Raw genomic sequence first — 23,415 nt, 5'->3', positions numbered from 1 at the left:
TGAATTTAAGGCTTTACTCGCAGCATGGAAAGCAACCGGAGAGCCGCATGACATCGTCGACCGCGCCCGAAACCCAGTCGATCGACGCTGGGATGGAACTGTCTGAGGCGGCGCTGACGGAGTTCGAATGGTCGCTCTGGCGGATCTCGGCGGCCTTCCTGCGCTGGCAGGCGGAATGCTCGAGCGAACTTGCCGGCGCCGGCCTCAGCGGCCTGGATACGGCCGTCCTGCACACGATCCGCTACCGCAACAAGGCCAAGGGACTGGGCGAGATCTCCCGTCTGCTCGGTCGCGACGATACCGCCAATATCCAGTATGCGATCAAGAAGCTGCAGACGCTGCAGCTCATCGAGCGGGTCAAGGGTCGCTCGCGCAAGGACACGCTCTACACGCCGACCCGCAAGGGCAGCAAGCTGACCCAGGACTACCGGGCGCTGCGCCGGCACCTGCTCGTTTCGCTGATCCAGAAGATGGACCATGCGGAGAAAGGGCTCGGCGACGCCACGGAGATGCTGGAACTGCTGACCAGCTTCTACGATACCGCCGCCCGGCGCGTGGCAAGCGGATCTCATCCTGTCGAGCGCTCCTGAACGAGCGCGAGAACACGCAGCGGGCTGCCCGAGCCGTGGTGGATCTTGAGCGGCGCCGAGACGATCATGACGCCGGTCGCCGGCAGACGATCGAGGTTCGTCAGGCACTGCAGACCGTAACGTCCGGCCCCGTGCAGATAATGATGCGCCGGGTATGGCGGCGAGAAATGGCCGGCCTGGCCGGCATCGGTGCCGATGGTTTCCGTGCCAAAGCCGATGATGCCGCGCTCCTCCACCAGGAAGCGCATCACGGCAACATCCGGTCCCGGCGTATGCGCACCGTCGTCGCGCAAGCCGGCATAGTCCGCGCCCCATTTCTTCGACCACTCGGTGCGCAGCAGCACCCAGGAACGGGCCGGGATGCGGCCATGCTGGTCCTCCCAGGCCCTCACGTCGTCGACGCCGAGCAGGAAGTCGGCGTTCTCGTTCGCCTGGGCCGAGCAATCGATGACGCAGGCCGGCGCAATCATGTCTGCCGGCGGCAGCGTGTCGACCGTGTTGAGCGGCAGGTCCCGGCCGGTATACCAGTGGATCGGCGCGTCGAAATGCGTGCCGGTATGTTCGCCGAACGAGAGATTGTTCCAGTACCAGGCCGGTCCGCTGGCGTCGTAACGGGAAATCTGCTCCATGCGGAACGGCGCCGACTGTCCTAGTTCCGGCGGCATGACGATCACCGGAAAATCGGCAGACAGCGTCTGGGTGAGATCCACAATGCGGATCCGACCCGTTGCCAGAGCCCCGGCAAATGCTCCCAGAATGTCGTCGGTCATTGCCCCGCCTCCCGCTCGACGGCTTTCGGATTGTCGAACAGCCGCGCCTCGATATCCCTGGCTACATCGCCGACATAGATGTCTTCCAGGCCTCGCTTCAATCCGTCGACGACCGCGTCCGCCAGCGTCTTCGGCGCAACCTTGGGCGCCGGCAGTGTCTGGTACCACTCGGTGTCGAGCGGTCCGGCGAAGGCATTGATGACCCGCACACCGCCCTGTCGAAGCTCGCCGCGCAGCCACTGGGAGAGCGACAGGCATGCCGCATGCGCCGCCGACTGGATGCCGAACTGAGGCGCGCTGCTCAGTGCATGGACTGACAACAAATTGACCCAGGCCACCGCGCCTGTCGCCCCATCGGCCCCGCGGGCTCGCATGACCGGTCCGAAAGCCTGCGCAAGACGCATCATGCCCATCACCGTCTGATCGAGCGTCTCGCGTGCGGTGCCCGCAGCCGCCGCATCGAACAGATGCGCCGGTCGCACATGGTCGGCAGTGTTGATAAGGATCTCGACCTTGGCCCCGATATCCATTGCCAGATCCTGCACCGAACGCTCGCTGGTCAGGTCCAATTCCACCAGTTCGACGTCTTCGATCGCTTCAAGCGCCGTCTTCGTCGCGAACGGCTTCCATCGATCGGCGATGCCGACGAAGACCTTGGCGGCACCGGCCTTGCTGAGAGAAGCGGCGAGCGGCAAGGCCATCGGGCTCCGGCCATCGGTGATCAGCACCCGCCGATGTTTCGGATCGGCAGTTAGCTCCCGCCATTGGGGATCGTCTTCCATATGCGGCATCTCCGACAGGGGTTTGGCGAACAACACGGCCTGACTGGCACGATCCAGCTGCAGCGACAGCAGAAGTTCGCTGCCCGGTCCGCCGCAATCGCCATGCATGTGGACAACTGCGACGGGGCCGCATTGAAGCTTCACGAGGCCGGTGCGCCATGGCATGTGCTCGCGAAAATAAGGATCGCTGGTCACCTCGATGCGGGTTTCCGACAGCAGCACACCGCTTGGCTGCGCATCACGGAACCTCAGCTCTGATGACAGGCAGTCCGGGCAGGCCTCGCGCGGCGGATAGGTGTAGCGGCCACATTCGTCGCAGCACTGGATCATGAACCGCCCGCAAGCGGCTGCGAGCGTCAGTCCATGGGCCTTCCGGCTGCGCACCGACGGCGGCAGCAGCGGTTGCTGCATGCGCTCCAGCGGGTTCTTGCGCCTGGGTTTGGCGAGCGGTTCAGCCATCATGCCCTCGCCAGGATTGCTGCCGAAGACGCCAGTCCGCGGTCGTAGTTGATCATGCCGAAGCCGGATACCAGTCCGAGGGCGGCATCCTTCACCTGCGTGCCGTCGGCAGTGCCCAGCAACTGGCGCATCGCTTCGGTAATACCCAGATGACCGCCCGCCGCACCGGCCTGGCCGACGGATAGCTGGCCGCCGGATGTATTGTGCGGAAAGGAGCCGTCCACCGTAAACGTGTGTTGGCGGACGAAATCCGGCCCCTCGCCCTTGGCGCAGAAGCCGAGATCCTCGAACTGCATCATCGAGATCACCGCGTAATCGTCATAGGTCTGGACGAAATCCATGTCGTCCGGCCGGACATCCGCCATGCCGTACAGCTCGTCGCGATCGATCAGCCAGCCGCCGCGTTCCTGCACCGGATCCTCGGCAAATGCATTGTGGCGCTCGATGGCCGACAGCAGACGGACGAAGGCAAGGCCGAGCGACCGCGCGGTCTCCTCGCGCATCACCAGAAAGCCTTCAGCGCCAGCGCAGGGCATGACGCAGTCAAACAGGTGGAAGGGTTCGGCGATCGGCCGCGCCGAGAGGTACTGCTCGAGCGTCAGCGGCTTCTTCATCAGCGCATGCGGATTGTTCAGCGCATTGTCGCGCTGCGCCACGCAGATCTTGCCGAAATCCTCGCGCGTCGCGCCATAGCGGTCCATGTAATGGCGGGCGATCAGCGCGAAGCTGGCGTTCGGGCCGCCGGCCCCGTAGGGGTAAGAGGCGTCCTGGGCAAAGCGCGAGAAACTGGCGAGCGTCTTGCGGAACGTATCGACCTGGTTGGTGTCGGCCGCAACGCAGGCGACGATGTCGGCATCACCCGCCTGCACGGCGCGCGCTGCCCGTCGGATTGCGACGATGCCGGCGGCACCGCCAAGTGCCACGTGATCGATCCAGCGCGGCGAGAGGCCAAAATGCTCGGTGAGCGCGATCGCCGAGTCCGGTCCCATTGTGAAGCTTGCGGTGGAGAAGCCGTCGAAGTCCCGATGGCTGATGCCGGCGCCGTCCGCCAGCGCCCGAAGCGCCCTGCCCATCCACCAGTGCGCGGTCTCGATTGAATAGCGCTGATACGGGACCGTCACCGGAACCGCCAGCACCACCCCGTCATAGCTCTGCCGCGCACGGTGTCCCGACATCAGGCAACCGTCAGCTTGACGTCGATATTGCCGCGCGTCGCATTCGAATAGGGGCACCGGTCATGCGCGCCGGCAACGATCTCTTCGGCGACAGCGCGGTCCAGGCCGGGAAGCGATGCGACAAGCTCGACGGCCAGCGCATAACCCACGGGAACCGGGCCGATGCCGACCTTGGCGGTAATCGTCACATCGTCGGGAAGGGCGATCTTGCTCGTGCGCGCCACGAGCTTGACGGCGCCGAGGAAGCAGGCGGCATAGCCGGCGGCAAACAGCTGTTCGGGATTGGTCCCCTCACCGCCCGGTCCGCCAAGCCCCTTCGGCACCGAGAGGGCGACGGCAAACCCGCCATCGGCGCTTTCGGCCCTGCCCTCGCGCCCGCCATGGGCCGTTACCGCTGTTTCGTACAGGATCTTCTCGGGTGTCATGATCGCCTCGATGTTGGTGTTGCCGTCTGATTCAAATGGTCTGTCAGCCTGCCTTGCGGATGGAGGCCTTGAGCTTGCGCAGATCGATAGCCGTGCCCTCTTCGATCGCCCGGGCCGCCATGGCCTTGATCTCGCCGCGCTGGAGTTTCTGGGTCGAACTCAGCGGCAGCCGGTCGATGAAGACGATGTAGCCCGGAAGCTTATGGTAGGCGATGTGGCTGCCGGCGGCCTCGACGATGCGCGCCGCCGCCGCCGCTTCATCCTCCGGCGAGACCGGCCGATCTGCGACGATGAAGGCGAATACTTCCTCGCCGCGCAGGTCGTCGGCCACCGGCGTCACCGCCGATGCCTTCACGCCGGGATCCTTTGCCAGCGCCGCCTCGACCTCCAGCACGGCGATGTTTTCGCCGCTGCGGCGAACGATGCTCTTCTTGCGGTCGAAGAAGTACAGCAGCCCCTTCTCGTCGGCGTAGACGACGTCGCCGGTATGGAACCAGCCGCCGTTCCAGGCCTCTTCCGTGGCTGCCTCATCCTTCAGATAGCCGCTGAAGAACCCGTGCCGGGGATCTTCCCCCGCCGCCCGGACGAGCAGCTCGCCGGGCTTTCCGATTTCGACGTCGGCGCCTTTATCGTCCGCTATACGGAACTGCATGCCGAGGCGCGGCCGGCCGATGCAGCGCAGGCCTGGCGCATAATCGTCGGCCGCCGTCGTCGTCACCGCCCGGCCGCCGGTTTCGGTCATCGCCCAGGCTTCGACGATCGGGATGCCGTAGCGCTCCTCGAACTCGATCTTGTGGCGTGCATCCACGCCGGGGCCGAGCGCAAACTTCACCCGGTGCGAGCGCTCCGCCGTAGTGACGGGAAGCTGCAGGAGGATTGCCGGGATGACGCCAAGGCAATGGATGATGGTCGCCTGCGATTCCGCGATCGATGCCCACCATGTGCTCGCATGGAAACGGTCAAGCGGCACGATGGCGCCGCCCTTCATGATCATGCCGACGGCTGTGCAGCCGAGCGCGTTCATATGGAACATCGGAAGCGGCGTCAGCGCCACTTCGCAGCCCTCGCCCATTTCGGCAATGCCGCCCTGGCTCGTGTACCATTCGGCGATCGTGACGAAATAGATGTTGGACAGGATGCAGCCCTTCGGCTTGCCGGTGCTGCCGGAGGTAAACAGAAGCGCGCACTCGGCATCCGGTCCGCCCGGGCGAGGATCGTGGCTGGTCGCCGATGGCGGTATCGCATCGCCCGCTACAATGACCGCCACCGCGCCCGGCTTGATGTCCTTCATCTCTTCCAGCCGCTCGGCGATGACGACCATCAGCGGCGCCTCCGACATGTCGAGCTGGAACAGCAGCTCGTCGCGCCGCAGATCCGGATTGATCGGCACGATCGAGGCGCCCACGGCATTCAAGGCCAGCCAGTAGTCGAAGAATTCCGGCCGGTTTTCCAGCAGCAGGGCGACGCGCGAACCGAGCCCGTAACCAGCATCGGCGAATGCCTGCTTCAGGCGCTCAACCCTTTGGAACACCTCGTCATACGTGTAGCAAAAACCATCGGGAGCATAGCCGAGATGGGCACTTTCCGGGGCGAGCAAAAAGGTGGCCTGCGGGCGGAGAGCAGACTGATGCTGGAAAAGCAGGTAGGGGGAGTGCATGTCGTCTGTTCCTAAATCCGTTCCACCAAGCCCTTGATCAGGAACATCTCGGCCTCGTGGATGGTGCCGAACTGAACCCATTCCGCGTCCGTCTGCGTCGCCAGTCGCCAGGTGATCAACGTCACCACGCATGTGTCGGGAGGCATGCGCAGCAACGCGCCGGGAATGACCCTTGACATGTTGCGGAGCTGCATGGCGTCTGGCGTGGCGCCCACCTCGTAATCCACCTGGAACCGCGGCCGGTCGACATTCAGCCGAACGAAGGTGTGTTTGCCGGTGAAGACCGACGTGCCGCGGAACAGTCCGGGCTCGACTTCAACTCGGTCGGCACTGCCCCAGGCCCACTCGCCCTGCTTCAATCCGTCCGCCATCAGCGTAAACGCGACCTCTGCCGGGCGCTCCACCAGGATGCTGCTGGAATGACAATGCGGATCGATCATGATGCACCTCCTGCAGCCGGACCGGCGGCGATTTCCCTAAAGGCGTTTTAAGCGTAAAATAATTTGTAAGAACGTCAACGCCTATTTGCGGTTCGAGGCCAGCCACGTCCCACCGAAGATTGTCGCGACTAATTTTTTTCAACCGAATGTAGGCGGAAAGCCTGGTTTTCCGGCATCTGGGCACCAACCGGGCAGGGATCCATCGATTTTCTTCACCACGAAATTTTAGGCTTGAAGTAATCGATACCTCGTTTTACGATCCCTCCAATTGTTGAGGGGACGCCGCACAGAACGGCGCAAAACGATACGATCAGAAGCCCCTGGCAGGAATGCAGGCCCGCGTTTTCAAGAACCGCCGCAGGTCCATCGGCTCCATGAGATGATGGACGAACCAGAGGGATCGTCATGACTTTTGAACTCGACCGCAGAAATCTTCTGCAGATGCTCGGGCTTGCCGCCGTCGGCGGCTCCGTCCTGTCGCAGGCCAGCTTCGCCTTTGCCGAGGGACCTGACAGCGTCACCATCGGCTGGCCCAGTGACGTGCCATCCTGGGATCCGAACGTCCGCTTCGTTCCGGACGCCCAGCCGCTCTTCAAGATGGTCTTCGACCAGCCGCTCGACCAGTCGCCCGACCTGAAGCTCGTCGGCAACCTGATCACGAAATGGGAACTGAAGCCGGACGGCCTGTCGATGCCGTTCGAGATCCGCAGCGACGTGAAGTTCCACAATGGCGATCCGATGACGATCGAGGACTTCAAGTACACCTTCGTCGACCGCATCAAGTCGGGCATCAAGCTCGACATCGCCAACTCGTGGCGCACCCTCACCGACATCGAGATTGTCTCGCCGACCTCCGGCATCATGAAGTTCTCCGCCCCGACGCCGACTGCGCCGCAGTGGCTCGCCTTCCTCGGCAGCTATCTGGTACCGAAGAAGTACCTGGAGAGCGTCGGCCCGGAAGAATTCGCCAAGAAGCCGATCGGCACCGGGCCCTACAAGCTCGTCGACTACCAGATGAACTCGCGCATCGTGCTGGAACGCAACGACGACTATTTTGGCCCCAAGCCGAAGATCAAGCGCGTCACGATCGACATCATCAAGGATCCGTCCGCGCGCACCGCCGCCATCCAGTCCGGCCAGGTCGACATCACAGTCAACATCCCGGTGCGCGAGGCCGAGCGCCTCGGCAAGACCGATGGCCTGACCGCCGAGATCAACCCGTTCACACGCCTCATCCTCCTGCAGATGCGCAACGACATGGGCTTTGCCGACAAGGCCGTCCGTCTCGCCGCCCACCATGCCATCGACAAGGCGGCGCTCTCCAAGGCGTTCTACGGTGGTGCCGCAGTGCCGCTCTCGATCCCTGCCACGCCCGGCACTCCCGGCTACATCGACGACTACAAGTTCGCCTACGACCCGGAACTGTCGAAGAAGCTGCTGGCGGATGCCGGCTTCACCAAGGACAAGCCGGCGACGTTCAAGCTGGCGGCCACCAACGGCCAGTTCCCGAGCGATTTCGACATGGCCCGGGCGCTCGTCCAGATGTGGCAGAAGGTCGGGCTGAAGGTCGAGCTGGAGCAGATCGAGTATTCCAAGTATTTCGAGCTGAACCGCGGCGGCAAGCTGCCGGAAGCCACCCTCTACAGCTTCGACAACGCCACCGGCGACCCGGAAATCTTCTCCGGCTACCTGATGAACCCGAAGATGCCGTTCGGCGCCTGGAAGGGTCAGGAGATCGGCGACAAGATCCTCAAGCTGTTCGTCGAGCCGGTCTACGAAACCCGTATCGCCGGATACAAGGCTCTTGCCCAGGAGATCGTCGAGACGGGGGCCAACATCCCGCTGCTGCAGAGCGTCCAGACGCTCGTGCGCAAGAAGAACCTGTCCTACGTCAAGTATGGCAATGCCTGGGTTCTCGGCAGCACGATGTCCTGGTCCTGATACCGGGCTGAACCGGATGCAATGCTGGGTCCGGCACGCTGTCGGACCCGATCCCCTGAAGTTCTTGAATGAGGCATGCGCATGATCGCGACCATTGCCAAGCTATTGGTGAAGCGCGTCCTCACCGCGATCCCCATCCTGCTCGTCGTTTCCGCCCTTCTCTTCTGCATCCTGCGGATCCTGCCCGTCGATCCCGCGGCCATGTCGCTGCCGCCGAACGCTACGACCCAGGAAGTCGAGGCGATGCGCAGCGAGATGGGCCTCGACCGGCCGCTTTACGAGCAATACAGCATCTGGCTGGGCAAGCTTCTGCACGGCGATATCGGTCGCTCCATCCACTTTCGCCAGGATGTCACCTCGCTGATCGGCTCAACCCTGCCCGCGACGATCGAGCTGGCGGTAATCGCCATGGTGGTCGCGACCGTTCTGGGCCTCGCCGGCGGCCTTTTCCTCTTCTACGTGCGCGGCACCCGGGCAGAGGCGGTGATGGACTTCGTCTCCATCCTGCTCCTGTCGCTGCCGGAATTCCTCTGGAGCCTCTTCCTGCTGCTGATCTTCGGGGTGTTCTTCGAGATCCTGCCGTTCACCGGGCGCCTCAGCCCGGGTTTCGAACGGCCGATGGTCTCCGGCTTCCTGCTGTTCGACAGCCTGATCACCGGCAATATCGCGACCTTCTTCAACGCTCTCGAACACATGATCCTGCCCTGCCTGGCGCTCGGGATCGCGCTTTCGCCGTCGCTGATGCGGGTGCTGCGCTCCAGCCTGCTCGACGCCTACCAGGACGACTACATCCACCAGGCGCGGCTGCGCGGTCTCTCGGAGAAGCGCATCCTCATCCGTCACGGTCTGAAGAACGCCATCCTGCCGACGCTCAGCCTCATGGGCGTGCAGTTCGGCTTCCTGTTCGGCGGCACGCTGCTGGTCGAGATCATCTATTCCTACCCGGGCATGGGAAACCTGATGGTCGACGCCATCCGCAATGCCGACCTGCCGATCATCCAGGGCGCCGGACTGACCTACTGCATCGCCGTGCTGATCATCAGCATCATCGTCGACAGCCTCTACCTGGTCCTCAACCCCAAACTGAGGATGCGCTGACATGCGACCGCTTCCGCTCTGGCTGAAATCCGGCCGCGTCCAGACAGGCCTCGTCATCATCTTCATTCTCGGCGTGCTGGCGATCTTCGCCCCCTACATTGCACCCAACGACCCGAACGAGCAGAACCTGCTGGCGATCCTGTCGCCGCCGTTCTGGGCCGACGCGACTGACCCGATGTTCCCGCTCGGAACCGACAGTCTCGGCCGTTGCGTGCTGTCGCGCCTCATCTTCGGCGCGCGCGTCGCGCTGACGGTCGCCTTCACCGCCTCAATCGGTGCCATGCTGATCGGCGCCTTCTTCGCCCACATCGCCGGCTATTTCGGCGGCTGGGTCGACTGGCTGATCGGCCGTATCGTCGAGATCTGGCTTTCCTTTCCGCCGGTCATCCTGTCGTTGATCCTGATGGTGGGTCTCGGCACCGGCCTGCGCAACGTCGTGCTCGCCATCATCCTCGTCGACTGGACGCGCTTCTGTCGGGTGCTGCGAAGCGAGGTCATCGTTCTTCGACGCCGGGATTACGTATCGGCGGCACAACTCGTCGGCTTCTCCCACTGGCGCACGATCACCCGCGAGATCCTGCCCGGCACGCTGCCGCTGCTGATCACGCTCATGAGCCTGGAGATGGGCGTCGCCGTCATCGTCGAGGCGATCCTCTCCTTCGTCGGCATGAGCGTCAGCTCCGAGACGCCGGCATGGGGCCAGATGATCGCCGATGCCCGGCAGAACATCTACGACGCGCCGTTCAACCTCATCGCGCCGATCCTGGCGATCTTCTTCGCCGTGTTCGGCTTCAACATATTGGGGGATGGCCTGCGCCGGACGCTGGACACGCGCCTCACCCAGACGGAGCGCAGCTGATGACCGGTCCCATCCTCCAGGCCCAAGGGCTCTGCGTCGAATCGCTGGGAGGCAAGGAAAGTTTCCCGGTCCTCACCGACCTGAACTTCTCGCTGCAGCCGGGAAAGATCCTCGGTCTCGTCGGTGAATCGGGCGCCGGCAAATCGATGATCGGCCGGACGATCTCGCAGTATCTGCCGAACGGCTTTGCCGTCACCAAGGGCACGCTGAAGTTCGATGGCGAGGATCTCGTCGGCATGGCGGCGGAGCGCCGACGCAATCTGCTTGGCCGCGACATCGCCTTCATTCCCCAGGAGCCGCTTTCGGGCCTCAACCCGGTGCTGAGCGTCGGCCAGCAGATGAAGGAGCATCTGCTTCGCATCGGTTTGGCGCCCGGCGAGAACTGGCGCGAGCGGGCGCTGAAGGAATTCGAGGCGGTGCACCTGCCGCATGGCGCAGCGCTGCTGGAACGTTACCCGCACCAGTTGTCCGGCGGCATGTGCCAGCGCATCCTGATCGCAATGGCCTTTGCTAGCCGTCCACGGCTGTTGATCGCCGACGAGCCGACGACGGCGCTGGACGTGACGATCCAGGCGCGCATCGTCAAGCTGATTGCCGAAATGCAGAAGCGCGACGGCACGGCGGTGATCTTCATCACCCATGACCTGCGGCTCGCCTCGCAGATCAGCGACGAAATCATGGTGCTCTACGCGGGCCGTCCGGCCGAACTCGGACCGGCTAAACAGCTGTTTTCGGCGCCGGCGCATCCCTATACGCGCTGTCTGCAGCTCGCCAATCCGACGATCACCGGCCCGCGGCGCGGCCTCTACATCCTGCCGGAGCGTATGCCTGGTCTGCGGGTGCTGAAGGAACTGAAGGGCTGTCGCTTCGCTTCCCGCTGCCCGAACGTGATCGACGCCTGCATGATCACCGAGCCGCCGTTCATGGCGATCGGTCCCGATCACATTGCCGCCTGTATCCGAACGGAGGCGACGCCGCAGATTGTTGCGCCACCTGCCGTCCCTGCCCGTGACCAGGCGACTGCCAAGACGCATCTGTCGGCCGAGAAGCTGACCAAGGCCTACACCACAAGCTGGAGCCCATTTGCCAAGCGCGGCACCTTCAAGGCCGTCAACAGCGTCGACCTGACCCTTGCGGAAGGCGAGTTCGTCGGCATCGTCGGTGAAAGCGGCAGCGGCAAGAGCTCGCTTGCCCGGCTGGTCGTCGGGCTCGACAAGCCGACGGACGGTCGGATCGAGCTTGCCGGCCGCGACGTGACCGCCAATGGTGCATCCGACCGGGCCTACCGTCGCCAGTACATCCAGATGGTCTTCCAGGATCCGCAGTCGGCGCTCAATCCGAGGCGCCGCATTGGCAGCATCGTTACGCAGGCGAACGAGGCAACCGGCACGCACAACAGCAGCCGCGAACGAATGGATCGAGCCGCCGAGCTGTTGAAGGAGATCGGCCTGCCGCCGGATGCCGCGATGCGTTACCCCTCGCAGCTTTCCGGCGGCCAGAAGCAGCGCGTCAACATTGCCCGTGCACTCTGCACCCTGCCGAAAATCCTCGTCGCGGACGAGATCGTGTCCGGCCTTGATGTCTCGGTCCAGGCGCAGCTTCTCGACCTGCTGCTGAAGCTGCGTGATGAGCACGGCTTCTCCATGCTGTTCATCAGCCACGACCTGTCGGTCGTCCGTTATCTCTGCGACCGGGTGCTGGTGATGTATCGCGGCGAGGTGGTGGAGAGCGGCCGCACCGAGGCGGTCTTTGCCAATCCGCAGCATCCCTATACCCGCAGCCTGCTGGCGGCGGTGCCGCCGGATGACGTCAGTCTGGAATGGTCGCCGGTTCTGGCGGAGGCAGGCTATCAGGTCGAGTAGAGCCGATAGCCTGCACCAACTCCGTCAGGGGCGGATGATCTTCGTCGCCATCGGATAGTGCGAATTGCCGCCCTCGAAGGGCGGGAAATTCTTGAAGTCTTCGCGCATGGCGATGCGGGCCGGCGATTGAAGTGCTGCGGTCAGTGCGGCCTGACTGTCGAACATCACGCGATTGCGCTGCATGTGGTTGACGCGCTGCCATGGCAGGAATCCCGTCCAGTCGACACGTGACAGGATCTCGATGCCGCGAATGCCCGGAAACGTCCGCATAACCTGCGGATGATGCGTGACATAGTAATGCATCCAGACGTTCAGGTCCTCGGCCGGACCGGTATAGTGGACCACGTAGGAGCAGGGATCGCCATTGCGGGCCAAGTCGAGCACCGGCTCATCGACCGGGAAATGCCGCACATACATCGCCTGCTGCGTGGCCTTGGCACCGCGGATGCTGGCGAGCACGCCGGCTGCCGCAAGCTGGTGAAGGTGTCCCGCCGGCGCCAGCGCATCCTCAAGCTCCGAAAGCTCGTCGAAATAGAGCTGCATGCCGAAGATCGGCGCTTCCTCGTCGGGATTGTAGAGGTCCTGCGTCGTCTCCGGCGTGAAGAGGTTGGCGGAGGTCAGACCCGGCGTCAGCTTGATGATGTCGGAGACCGTCTCCACGTCGGCCCTGCTGACGGCGAGCTGGCTTCCATCGGTGTTCTCGAAGAAGGCAAGATAGGCAAAACGCATGGACGAGCTCCCGCTTTTCGATCAGATTGGAAGATTGCGCTTGCGCCTCCTCCGCCCGGAACAAGATCGCACTATCGAACCGCCAAACAAGAAAAACAAGTTGAAACCTCAACTATTTTCCGCCTCCCGTCGATCGCGTGTTTCATGATTGAAGCTTAAATCTTTTCGCTTGAAGCGCCCCCGATTTTGCCTCACGATCCCCAAGGATGACGCGTCGACGGCGGTGCAGGGAACACCGCATGAGGACGGCTTCGGAGCGAGCCGCCTCGGCGCACGACGATCGTCAACGAACAGGAAAATCGAAGTCAGAACCGGCGAGACGACAAGGCCGGACAAGAACAAAGGGAACAGAACCGATGACCACCACCGTCTTCCGCCGCACCTTCATCGGCCTTGCGGCAGCTGCCGCCTTCTCGATCGCAGGGGCCTCTATCGCGTCCGCGGCAGCGCTCGTCGTCGGCGCCTATCCGAGCAACCCGCCGTTCGAATACAAGAACTCCAGCGGTTCCTTCGAAGGTTTCGAGGTGGACGTCGTCACCGAAGTCGCCAAGCGCCTCGGCATGACCGTCGAGATCTCCGACCTGGGCTTCCAGGCGCTGTTCGCCGCCACCGCCTCCAAGCGCATTGACGTGGCGATCTCGTCGATCACCATTACCAAGGAGCGCCTCGGCAGCCAGTCCTTCACCCAGGCCTATTACGATGCCGACATGGGCATTGCGAGCCGCAAGGAAGCCAAGCTCTCGGCGCCTGAAGACCTGAAGGGCAAGGTCGTCGGCGTCCTGGCCGGTTCCACCGGCGACAAGTGGGCCAAGGACAACAAGGAAAAATACGGCATCAGCGACATCAAGAGCTACAACGCGCAGCAGGACATGCTGATGGATCTTTCCGCCGGCCGCAGCGATGCAGCCGTCAGCGACGTGCCGGGCATGCAGTACGCGTTCCTCAAGATGAAGGATCTCGTCGTCAAGGTGCCGATCAAGACCGGCGAGCAGTACGGGCTGATGATGACCAAGGACCATCCGCTCCTCCTCAAGGCCAACGACGCGCTGACCGAGATGAAGAAGGACGGCTCGCTCGCGGCGATCCACAAGAAGTGGTTCGGCAGCGATCCGGCTTCCAATTCGGCCTCTGCCGTCGAACAGCCGATGCCCAAGCCCTGAGCCTGTTCCTGAGTTGCCAAGACATTGTGGTGCCGGTCGGCAACGGCCGGCACCACTACGAGATGACGTGCCGCGCCGGAGACCGGTTGTAGGGCGCTGCAAGCAGCAATTCTCCACGCCCACCCGATCGCGGACCAATGCCGCAGGCGGAAGGCGTGCCTCAGGGGCCGATGGCAATGACCCTCTTCGACACATTCTTCAATATCGGGGTCCTCGGTGATGCCTTCCCGGCACTGCTCCGCGGCCTGATCAATACCTTTATTCTCGGCATCGCCGGCATCGGATTTGGCATTCCGCTGGGACTGGTCATCGGGCTGTTGCGCCTCTACGGGCCGAAGCCTGTGCGCTACGTCAGCGTCTTCTATATCGACATTCTTCGGGCAAGCCCGATGCTGGTCGTGCTGATGGTCATGTATTTCGCCCTGCCTTTCGTCGGCATCCGCCTCTCGTCCTGGACCTGCGCGATCCTCGCCTTCACCATCGTCATGGCCGCCTACATGGCAGAAGTCTTTCGTTCCGGTATCGAGGGTATCCCGAAGGGCCAGTTCGAGGCCGCCGCGGCACTCGGCTTGCCGTTCGTCGTCACCTTGCGGAAAGTCATCCTGCCCCAGGCGATCCGCGTCGTCATTCCGCCGGCGACCAACAACTGCGTGTCGATGTTCAAGGACACTTCGCTGGCCTCGACCGTAGCGCTGGCGGAACTGATGAAGGAGGGACTGGATGCGCAGGCGCTTTATGCCAACCCGACGCCGCTGATCGGCGCGGCGCTGATCTACATCGCCTTCCTCTGGCCGATGGTACGGCTGGTCGGTCTGCTGGAGAAGAAGTTCAGCAAGGAGAAGACGCGCTGAAGCTTCTTCCCTCGGAGCGGTTTCCCTTTCATTGCTGATCGGCTTGAGCACCGCGCCCGTTACCCGTGACCCGAGCCGCTTCAGAACATATTCCTGCGCATATATCCGTCGATATCTGAGCTTGGGAGAGCCTTGAAACCGAGGGCTGTCGCACGGAATTCTGAGGACCGCAATTCAACAGGCTGCGGCTCTATCCCGGCAGGTCTCGCGTCCACCAAACGGCCGCGGAAAGAGCTTTGTAAGCGCCCTCTCCATTGCTTGCATCCTCATATTTTCTGCAATACGCTCCTTCATCGGCACGCGACATCCGGAGAGGAAACCGGGTGGCGCCGGCAACGATACCGGTCATCAAAGGGGAACTTACACATGTCTTCCGCAACGCTCGCCACGCTCGCTTCCGCGCTCGTTTCAGGCTCGGTCAAGGTCGTCGACCTGACCGCTCCACTCGGACCCGAGACGCCGGTCCTTTACCTGCCGCCGCAGTTCGGCAAGAACACGCCGAAGGTCACCGTCCACACGATTTCCGAGTACAACGAGGACGGCCCATTCTGGGCTTGGAACTGGTTGGAGCTCGGCGAACACACCGGCACCCATTTCGATGCGCCCTGTCACTGGATCACCGGCAAGGACAACCCGAACAACACGACCGACACCATCCCGCCGCAGAACTTCGTCGCACCGGTCAACGTCATCGACCGGTCGAAGGAAGCCGCAGAGAACCCGGATTACCTGCTGACCGTCGACAGCATCAAGGAGTGGGAAGCCGAGAACGGCGAGATCGAGGCCGGCAGCTGGGTGCTGATGCGGTCCGACTGGTACAAGCGCAACGGCTCGAGCGACACTTTCCTCAACGCCGATGAAACCGGTCCGCACTCGCCCGGCCCGACTGCCGAGGCGATCCAGTACCTGCTGTCGAAAGGCATCATCGGCTGGGGCCAGGAGACGATCGGCACGGATGCCGGTTCGGCCGGCGGCATGAACCCGCCCTTCCCTGCCCACAACCTGATGCACGGCGCCGGCAAGTACGGCCTTGCATCGCTGTCGAACCTCGACCAACTGCCGGCAAAGGGTGCCGTTTTGATCGCCGCGCCGCTGAAGATCGTCAAGGGGACCGGCTCCCCGGTCCGGGCGCTGGCAATGATTGCCGGCTGATCCTTCGAGGGCCGGACCTCACCGGGTCCGGCCCTCCGCTTTCGGGAGGATGGCGGCATGGCGGATTTCGACTACATCATCGTCGGCAGCGGCATCAATGCGCTGGTGGCTGCCGCCTTGCTCGGCAAGAAGGGCAAGCGGGTTCTCGTTCTTGAACGCAGCGAGGAAGCCGGCGGCTGCCTGCGCAGCGCCGAAGTCACCGCGCCGGGCTTCGTCCACGATGTGATGGCAACGACGATGGTGCTGTTCCTCACCTCGCCTGCCTACGGCGCCCTCGCCAAGGATCTCGAAGCCCGCGGTCTTGAATTTGCGCATGCCGACCTGCCGACGGGCGTGCTGCGACCCGACGGATCGTCCGTCATCCTATCAAAAGACCGCCAGCGCAACATTGCGACGTTCGAGGCGTGCGCCGCCGGAGACGGACACGCTTTCGACCGCGAGATGAACCTGCTGGGCGCCGATGCGGCATTCCTGTTTTCGCTGCTCGGCGGCGCGCTGTGGTCCGGCACCACCTTCAAGACCATCGCCAGACAGGGCTGGAGCAAGGGGCTGCGGAAACTCGCCGCCTGGTTCGGCAGTGCGCTGACCCCGGCGCGCGGCTATCTCGAAACCACCTATTCCTCCGAGGCGACGCGGGCGCTCTGGGCACCGTGGGTACTGCATTGCGGCCTGGCACCGGAAAGCGCCTACTCGGCCGAGATGCTGAAAGTCGTCGGCTTTGCCATCGAGCTTGCCGGCTGCCCGATCGTCAAGGGCGGCGCCGGCAATCTGGTCAGGGCCTTCGAGCGGCTGATCACCGATCAGGGCGGCGAGATCCGCACCGGTACAGACGTCGCGGGCATTCTGGCCGGCCCGCGCAACAGGGCTGCGGGCGTAAGGCTCACGACCGGCGAAACGATTGCTGCTGCGGCCGGCGTCGTCTGTTCGATGACGCCGCACCAGCTCTACGGCCGGCTTCTCGCGGACTGGCCGCAGCCGATGCCGGCCGACGTCCGCGACGGCGTCAAAGGCTACCGCTACGGCAAGGGCAACATGCAGATCCATTATGCGCTGTCCGCGCCGCCTCGCTGGAAGGGTGATCCCGACCTCGCCAAGGTCGCACAGCTGCATCTGACGCCCGGGCTCGACGGGGTGTCGCGCGCCTCGAACGAATGCGAACGCGGCCTGCTTCCGGCGGAGCCCACCGTCTGTGTCGGACAGCCGGCCAGCCTCGATCCAAGCCGTGCACCGGACGGCCAGTCGATCCTCTGGCTGCAGCTGACCGAAGCGCCGCGCTTCATCAAGGGCGATGCGTTGGGCGAAATCGCAGCGCCTGCGGACGGACGCTGGACCGAGGAGATACGCGAACGCTACGCGGATCGGATCGAGGCGATGCTTTCCCGTCACATCGAGAACTTCGACGCGATCAAGCTGGCGCGGCGCGTCTACTCTCCCCTCGACCTCGAGGCGATGAACATGAACCTCGTGGGCGGCGACCCGTATGGCGGCTTCTGCGGCATCGACCAGTTTTTCCTGTGGCGGCCCTTCAAATCCTCTGTTAACCACCGGACGCACGTGGAAGGCCTGTATCACATCGGCGCCTCCACCCATCCGGGACCCGGACTGGCCGGTGGTTCCGGCTTCCTGCTCGCGTCGTCTCTGCGCTGACCGAGCGCCAAATTGATGAGGTTTCATGGCAGAGCGGTTTTCAGGCGTCGTGCTGAGGCGGTCGGAACAAGACGATCAGCCTGATCGTCCGACGATCGGCGAGATCGGCCTGAACCATTTCGCCCCCTATCTGATGAACCGGGTCGTCGCCCGCTGGAACGCGACGATGGCCGAGGAGCTCCGCGAGTATGAGCTTTCGACGGCGAAGATGCGCACACTGGCGGTGCTCAGCGTCTCTGCGTCGCTGACCATCAATGAGCTTTCGGTATTTGCAGTCATCGAACAGTCGACGATGAGCCGGACGCTGGATTCACTCGAGGACCAGGGCTACATCCGTCGCACACCGCGTGCGGAAGACATGCGCATCCGCGACGTGACGATCACCGAGAACGGCCGCACCGCGTTCGCCAGCTTCTGGCCGACCATGTATGATTCCATGCTGCAGATGTTCGACGGCATCGACGAGGACGAGTACCGGGCCTTCACCGCGACACTGCACAAGATCCTCGTCAATATTCGCAAGCACGAACTCTAGCTGACGGGCTGCTCGGAAGGCCGCACGGTTGCGACCTTGTGAGCGGCAGCTAGCCCTGTTTCTTGTTCGGGATGAGTGAGGTCGCCAGGGCGGCAATGGCCGCGACGAAGGCAAAGACATAGAAATTCCATTCCGGGGCGACGTTGAGACTGGCGATATAGCCGCCGATCAACGGACCGCAGAGCGCTCCGATCCGCGAGAAGCTGAGCGCCCAGCCTGTTCCGGCGGCGCGCACGGACGGCTGAAGATAAGCAGCCAGATAGCCGGTGAGGATCAGCGAGGCGGAGACAGTGCCGAAGCCGGCCAGGGCGACGACCGCATAGTTGAGCCAGATGGACCCCTTGAAGGCGAGCATCGCGATGCCGATCGCGCCGAGCAGATAGGACAGCGTTACCGTCCGCTTGACGCCGAACCGATCCGCCCACTGCCCCAGCACGATGCCGCCGATGGCCGATGTGAAACTGAAGACGGCGAGGAACAGCAGGCTGTCACCCAGATCGTAGCCGCTCTTGCGCATGATCTGCGGCAGCCACTGCGCCAATCCGTAGACCAGCAGCAATCCCATGAACAGCGCCGTCCAGAAGCAGGCTGTAGCGTAGGCGTTGCGGGCCGAGAAGATCTCGCCAAGCACGGTCCGCCACCCGACGCGCGTCTTCTGCTGACCCGACGGCGCGGGAACGTCGACACCGAGCCGCGACGCCAGACGCTGGGCGGCGTCCTGGCGACGTCGGGCAACGAGGAAGTCGAGCGATTCCGGCAGCAGAAGCGCCATGATCGGAACGATGAGAACCGGCAGCGCACCGATCAGCATGACCGGCCGCCAGCCGTAATCAGGCAGCAGCCAGCGTCCGACCAGTGCGGCAGCGAACAGTCCCAGCGAGTAGCCGGAATACATCAGCCCGTAATTGAAGTTTTTCTTGGCGCTCGGCGAGTACTCGATCGTGAGTGCAGCGGCCAGCGGAATGATGCCGCCCAGGCCAAGGCCAGAGACGAAGCGGGTGATGCCGAAGACCATCGGGGTCGGCGACCAGGCCGTCACTGCGGTGCACAGCGAAAACAGCGACAAGCAGATGAGGAACATCGGCTTGCGACCATAGATCTCGCTCAAAGTACCGATGACGATACCCCCGACGAGCATGCCGAACACAGTGTAGCTGCCCATGGCGCCAAGCTGCATCGGCGACAGGTTCCACGCATTGTCGGTGGCGAGCGCCGGCAGGATCGCTCCAAGAACGCCGACATCATAGCCTTCGGCGAAGATTGCCACCCAGCACAGGAGGACGACCATCAGGCTCTTCGGGTGAGAGATCTCACGTGTCGGAGAGACAACCGACGATGCCGTCGCCGGATTTGATGCATAGGTCATTGCCGCTATTCCCTCATTATCGATACAGGCTGCGCCCGACGCGCAAGGCTGGCAGCCCTGCGCACGTTCTCCTCAGAGCGTCGCCACCGTCTTCAGCGCACCGTCCAGCGCGATGCCGCTTTCGTCGAGCAGCGCCGCCTGCCGGAGCCGCTTCATCCAGGCGCCACCGTCCTCGCGATCCGACAAAGCCGGCAGCGCCGACATCACGCGGTCGAACTTGGAAAGGCCACGGGCATGGGTGTCGGAATAGCCTTTCACCAGGCGGCGATTGTTGATCACCTCGACGGCAAGGTCGTAGTTGCGCGGCAGGAGCGCGGCGGCGGCAACGAGCCAGGCTTCGCGGTGCTCGCTCTCGCGCATGTGCCGAAGGGTTCCGCGCCGAAACCGCCGAAGCCCCGCCATTGCGTAGAGCCCAACAAACCAGAACAGCGTCGCCGTCTGCACACGGCGGCCCTTGTTGATGCGGCGGTCCAGCCAGGCGAACACTTTTGGCCGCTTCTCGACCCAGAGCCCGAGCTTCTTCGGCATGGTGCCGCAAACCTCATCCATGCGCGGATGCATGTACTCGGTCATGTAGAGGAGTTGGTCCGCCTTGACCCCGACCTCCTTGGCGACACGGTCGAAGCGGCTGCCGCGCGTCTTTAAGTCCGCGACCCGGATCACGTCGTCATAAGCCATCGCCACGGCCACGTATTTCGCCGCCTGCACGGTGAAGGCATAGTCCTTCTCCGCCCCGCCTTCGGCTCGGTCAAGCGCATGGAGCTTGCCGACACGGTCGAGATACTCGCTCGCATAGGCGGGATCCTGGAAATCGGTGAGCTTCTTCACGCCGGCAAACAGCAGCGGCCAGGCGACCTCCGGAAACTCGGCACGCATGCGGTGAACGAGCCTGTCGAGCGCCGGGTGGCCTGCCGTTTCCGGCATGGTGTCGAAGCGTTTGATCGGCGTTGCACTGACCTCGTCGCGCGGCTTGGCCTTTGCCCGGTCGTAGGAGGCGTTGAAGGCCTTGAGGCTGGGCTCGACGCCCTTCCCGCCGCCGCGGATGGTCGCTTCGAAGGCTTCCTTCGGGAACGGCAGGACGTCGGCTGCAGCCAACGCACCGAACATCGAGGCCGAGATCACGCTGCCGTTCTTCGCGGCCAGCGTATCCATGTCGAAGGCGATGGTGCGCCTGGCCGCGAAATCCGTCGCGCCGACGACCACGGTCGGATCGCCGATGCCGTCGCCTGGCTTTTCCTTCTCGCCGACGGCGAAGGAACGATGGGTCGAGGCGATCAGCACCGTCTTGTCGGGCGTTACCAGGCCGCGCAGGACCGAGCGTCCGGCCTCCATCAATTCGGACGCCAGCACCACGTCGACATCACCCGGCGTTGGCATCAGCGAAAAAATCGGCGACACCCCGCCCCGCGCCGGAAGCATCTCGATATAGTAGATCGTTGCACCGGTGCGCTGGGCAACACCCGGCACCGACGTCGACTGAGCCATCCAGCCCTGAGCTTCGGCAAGGCCGACGATCCAGTCTGCGAGCACGCCGCCGCCCTGACCGCCCATCGCCATGATGGCGAGTGCCAGCGGCTTGTCGGATCCCAGCAAGGTCTTCGGGTTGACCGTCTCGTTCATGATCAAGCCTCCGTGAACGTGACGCGGCCGCTGGCGCGGCGCGCCTGCAGCCAGCCGATCACCGAAGCCCGCATCCTGGACATGAACTTGTCCCAGCCGGTCGGGTTCATGATGACGTCGGCGCGGTAGAAGGACGGACAGAGGACGGCGGCTTCGGAGACTTCGCCGCAATTGCCGCAGCCGACGCAGGAATTGTCGATCGCCGCGACCGGATCGTCCTTCAGCGGATCGTCCGTGTGCTTGACCGAAAGCGAAGGACAGCCGGACAGGCGGATGCAGGCGTGGTCCCCGGTGCAGACATCCTCGTCGACGCCGAAGCGCTCCTTAACCATGCGCTTGCCGTCCTTCACCGCCTTGGCAAATTGCGGCTTCACCCGGCGCTGCTTGTTGAGCATGCATTCCGACGAGGCGACGATGATCTTCGGCCCCTTCTCGGTGGTCGTCAGCGCTTCCTTCAGCGTGTCGCGCATCTTGGCGACGTCGTAGGTGCGGTCGATCTGGCGCACCCAGGTGGCGCCGATTCCCTTCACCGCGTTGACGATCGAGTTGTTGGTCTTGCGGTTCGGATTGTCGGCGCGCGACGACAGGATGTCCTGACCGCCGGTGGCTGCCGAATAGAAATTGTCGACAACGAGGATGACGCCGTCCTGCTTGTTGAACACCGCATTGCCGACCGAAGTCGCAAGGCCGTTGTGCCAGAAGCCGCCATCGCCCATGACGGCGATCGAGCGCTTGTCGGCCTCGACGTTGAAGGCCGAGGCCGACGCCGGACCGAGGCCGTAGCCCATCGTCGTGCCGCCGATGTTGAAGGGCGGCAGGATCGAGAAGAGGTGACAGCCGATGTCGGCGGACACGTGGTGTTCGCCGAGTTCCTTTTCGACGAGCTTCATGGCCGCGAAGATCGGCCGCTCGGGACAGCCGGTGCAGAAGCCGGCGGGCCTCGCGGGCACCACTTCGGCAAGCGCCTTGATGCGCGGGTCGTTGAGCACCGGCGTCGCGTCCGGCACCGGCGGCTGGTTGCCGAGCAGCAGGCGGTCATACATCTCGATGAAGGTCTTCAGGCCCTTCATCATGATCGGCGCCGTGTATTCACCACCGAGCGGCAGGATGTCCTTGCCGTGCAGGCGGGTCTGGATGTCGCGGCGGCGCATCATCGTGTGCAGCGACTGCTCGATGTATTCGGGCGCCCCCTCCTCGATCATGATCACCGCCTGCTTGCCGAGGCAGAAGTCGATGACCTCGTCGTCAATCATCGGATAGGCGACGTTCATCACGTAGATCGGGATCAGCGAATTGCCGTAGACATCGGCAAGGCCAAGCTGCTGCAGGCCGCGCATGACGCCGTTATAAAGGCCGCCCAGCGTGATAATGCCGATCTCGCCTTCCGTCGGGCCGAAGAACTCGTTGAGCTTGCGCTCCTTGACGAAGTTGACGGCGGCCGGCCAGCGGCGCTCCAGCTTGTCCTTGTCCTGGGCAAAGTTGGCCGGCGGCAGAACGATGCGGTTGACGTCGCGCACCGGGTTTTCCAGCGCCTGGCGCAGCGTAAAGTCCGGACGCTTGTTGTCCTTGGCGACGAACTGGCCATGCACGTGGCAGGCGCGAATGCGCACCTCCAGCATGACCGGCGTGTTGGAGGCTTCCGAGAGCTGGAAGCCGTCCTCGACGGCCTGCACCATCGACGGCAGGTTGGGACGCGGATCGAGCAGCCACATCTGCGATTTCATGGCGAAGGCGTGGCTGCGCTCCTGCATGATCGACGAACCCTCGCCGAAATCCTCGCCGAGGATGATCAGCGCACCGCCGTTGACGCCGCCGGAGGAGAGGTTGGACAGCGCGTCGGAGGCGACGTTGGTGCCGGCCGTCGACTTCCAGGTCACCGCACCCCGCACGGGATACATTACGGAAGCCGACAGCATGGCAGCAGCCGCCGCTTCCGAAGCCGAGGTTTCAAAGTGGACGCCAAGATCCTCCATGATCTCCTTGGCATCGGCGAGCACATCCATCAGGTGCGAGATCGGCGACCCCTGGTAGCCGCCAACATAGGACACGCCCGACTGGAGCAGCGCCTTGGTGATGGCGAGGATGCCCTCACCCCGGAAGATATCGCCGTCGCCGAGCTTAAGATCCTCGACTTCGCGTGCAAAAGATCGCTCGGCCATGGCAGTTCCCCTTTGCCTTATCGGCTTGTCGCCATATCATTTGCAAAAGCATATTTTCGGCGCGGCGCGTTTGTCAATTCAGAATTGCAGATTTGTGCAATACAGGCACTCAACGAATTGCCGCTGCCAACGGAATGA

Annotated in this window: 20 protein-coding genes; 10 read left to right on the top strand and 10 right to left on the bottom strand. The window is 63.6% G+C overall.

All coding sequences use genetic code 11. From position 1 onward, the window contains the following. Positions 1-47: 47 nt before the first annotated feature. Positions 48-590: a winged helix DNA-binding protein gene (locus tag ACR65N_RS07640; protein WP_440456469.1), complete on the top strand. Its 543-nt coding sequence runs from the start codon at positions 48-50 to the stop codon at positions 588-590. On the opposite strand, the gene ACR65N_RS07635 is transcribed toward ACR65N_RS07640, so the two are convergent. From ACR65N_RS07635 to ACR65N_RS07610, 6 genes are read right to left on the bottom strand one after another with little or no spacing between them, the layout of a single operon-like run. Beyond that, positions 569-1,360: a cyclase family protein gene (locus ACR65N_RS07635; RefSeq protein WP_440456468.1), complete on the bottom strand. Its 792-nt coding sequence runs from the start codon at positions 1,358-1,360 to the stop codon at positions 569-571. The genes ACR65N_RS07640 and ACR65N_RS07635 overlap by 22 nt on opposite strands. Beyond that, positions 1,357-2,604 carry an SDR family NAD(P)-dependent oxidoreductase gene (locus ACR65N_RS07630; RefSeq protein WP_440456467.1) on the bottom strand — a complete coding sequence of 416 codons (1,248 nt, stop codon included), beginning with the start codon at positions 2,602-2,604 and terminating at the stop codon, positions 1,357-1,359. The genes ACR65N_RS07635 and ACR65N_RS07630 overlap by 4 nt, the downstream gene beginning before the upstream one ends. Further along, positions 2,601-3,776, bottom strand: coding sequence for a thiolase family protein (locus tag ACR65N_RS07625; RefSeq protein WP_440456466.1), 1,176 nt, complete (start codon positions 3,774-3,776; stop codon positions 2,601-2,603). Before ACR65N_RS07625 ends, ACR65N_RS07630 begins: the two co-directional genes overlap by 4 nt. Then, a complete protein-coding gene (locus ACR65N_RS07620; protein WP_440456465.1) occupies positions 3,776-4,201 on the bottom strand; it encodes an organic hydroperoxide resistance protein in 426 nt (141 codons plus the stop codon). Before ACR65N_RS07620 ends, ACR65N_RS07625 begins: the two co-directional genes overlap by 1 nt. Positions 4,202-4,244: 43 nt before the next feature. After that, positions 4,245-5,858, bottom strand: a complete 1,614-nt coding sequence (locus tag ACR65N_RS07615; RefSeq protein ID WP_440456464.1) for an AMP-binding protein — start codon at positions 5,856-5,858, stop codon at positions 4,245-4,247. Between the two features lie 11 nt (positions 5,859-5,869). Further along, on the bottom strand, positions 5,870-6,298 hold the full coding sequence (locus ACR65N_RS07610; RefSeq protein WP_440456463.1) for a hypothetical protein: 429 nt from the start codon (positions 6,296-6,298) through the stop codon (positions 5,870-5,872). Between the two features lie 405 nt (positions 6,299-6,703). Between ACR65N_RS07610 and ACR65N_RS07605 the strand changes: the two genes are divergently transcribed. The 4 genes from ACR65N_RS07605 (at position 6,704) to ACR65N_RS07590 (ending at position 12,058) form a co-directional block, all read left to right on the top strand. After that, complete coding sequence (locus ACR65N_RS07605) at positions 6,704-8,239, top strand: ABC transporter substrate-binding protein (RefSeq protein WP_430306913.1); 1,536 nt, start codon at positions 6,704-6,706, stop codon at positions 8,237-8,239. Positions 8,240-8,320: 81 nt separating this feature from the next. Continuing rightward, complete coding sequence (locus ACR65N_RS07600; RefSeq protein ID WP_440456462.1) at positions 8,321-9,337, top strand: ABC transporter permease; 1,017 nt, start codon at positions 8,321-8,323, stop codon at positions 9,335-9,337. Position 9,338: 1 nt separating this feature from the next. Continuing rightward, on the top strand, positions 9,339-10,196 hold the full coding sequence (locus ACR65N_RS07595) for an ABC transporter permease (protein WP_440456461.1): 858 nt from the start codon (positions 9,339-9,341) through the stop codon (positions 10,194-10,196). Beyond that, positions 10,196-12,058: a dipeptide ABC transporter ATP-binding protein gene (locus ACR65N_RS07590; RefSeq protein WP_440456460.1), complete on the top strand. Its 1,863-nt coding sequence runs from the start codon at positions 10,196-10,198 to the stop codon at positions 12,056-12,058. Before ACR65N_RS07595 ends, ACR65N_RS07590 begins: the two co-directional genes overlap by 1 nt. A 24-nt stretch (positions 12,059-12,082) precedes the next feature. On the opposite strand, the gene ACR65N_RS07585 is transcribed toward ACR65N_RS07590, so the two are convergent. Further along, the gene (locus tag ACR65N_RS07585) at positions 12,083-12,787 is read right to left on the bottom strand and encodes a hypothetical protein (RefSeq protein ID WP_440456459.1); all 705 of its coding nucleotides are present in this window, start codon (positions 12,785-12,787) and stop codon (positions 12,083-12,085) included. Between the two features lie 356 nt (positions 12,788-13,143). Here ACR65N_RS07585 and ACR65N_RS07580 point away from each other — a divergent pair, with 356 nt between their 5' ends. From ACR65N_RS07580 to ACR65N_RS07560, 5 genes are all read left to right on the top strand, one after another. Further along, entirely contained in the window at positions 13,144-13,947 is an 804-nt protein-coding gene (locus ACR65N_RS07580) for an ABC transporter substrate-binding protein (RefSeq protein WP_440456458.1), read from the top strand. 176 nt (positions 13,948-14,123) lie between these two features. Continuing rightward, the gene (locus ACR65N_RS07575) at positions 14,124-14,798 is read left to right on the top strand and encodes an amino acid ABC transporter permease (protein ID WP_430306906.1); all 675 of its coding nucleotides are present in this window, start codon (positions 14,124-14,126) and stop codon (positions 14,796-14,798) included. 366 nt (positions 14,799-15,164) lie between these two features. Beyond that, positions 15,165-15,950, top strand: coding sequence for a cyclase family protein (locus ACR65N_RS07570; protein ID WP_440456457.1), 786 nt, complete (start codon positions 15,165-15,167; stop codon positions 15,948-15,950). A 57-nt stretch (positions 15,951-16,007) separates the two neighbouring features. After that, positions 16,008-17,597 carry a phytoene desaturase family protein gene (locus ACR65N_RS07565; protein WP_440456456.1) on the top strand — a complete coding sequence of 530 codons (1,590 nt, stop codon included), beginning with the start codon at positions 16,008-16,010 and terminating at the stop codon, positions 17,595-17,597. A 25-nt stretch (positions 17,598-17,622) separates the two neighbouring features. Further along, positions 17,623-18,132 carry a MarR family winged helix-turn-helix transcriptional regulator gene (locus ACR65N_RS07560; protein WP_440456455.1) on the top strand — a complete coding sequence of 170 codons (510 nt, stop codon included), beginning with the start codon at positions 17,623-17,625 and terminating at the stop codon, positions 18,130-18,132. Between the two features lie 49 nt (positions 18,133-18,181). Here ACR65N_RS07560 and ACR65N_RS07555 read toward each other — a convergent pair whose 3' ends face one another. The 3 genes from ACR65N_RS07555 to ACR65N_RS07545 form a co-directional block, all read right to left on the bottom strand. Next, entirely contained in the window at positions 18,182-19,498 is a 1,317-nt protein-coding gene (locus ACR65N_RS07555) for an MFS transporter (protein WP_440456454.1), read from the bottom strand. A gap of 72 nt (positions 19,499-19,570) precedes the next feature. Then, positions 19,571-21,118 (bottom strand): indolepyruvate oxidoreductase subunit beta family protein, encoded by a 1,548-nt coding sequence (locus tag ACR65N_RS07550; protein WP_440456453.1) that lies wholly within the window; start codon positions 21,116-21,118, stop codon positions 19,571-19,573. A gap of 2 nt (positions 21,119-21,120) precedes the next feature. Further along, positions 21,121-23,277 (bottom strand): thiamine pyrophosphate-dependent enzyme, encoded by a 2,157-nt coding sequence (locus tag ACR65N_RS07545; protein WP_440456452.1) that lies wholly within the window; start codon positions 23,275-23,277, stop codon positions 21,121-21,123. Positions 23,278-23,415: the final 138 nt, after the last annotated feature.

The organism is Rhizobium sp. SAFR-030 (genome assembly GCF_059415005.1).
The sequence above is the reverse complement of the archived record's forward strand: the minus strand, read 5'-3'. Positions and strand labels throughout refer to the sequence as shown.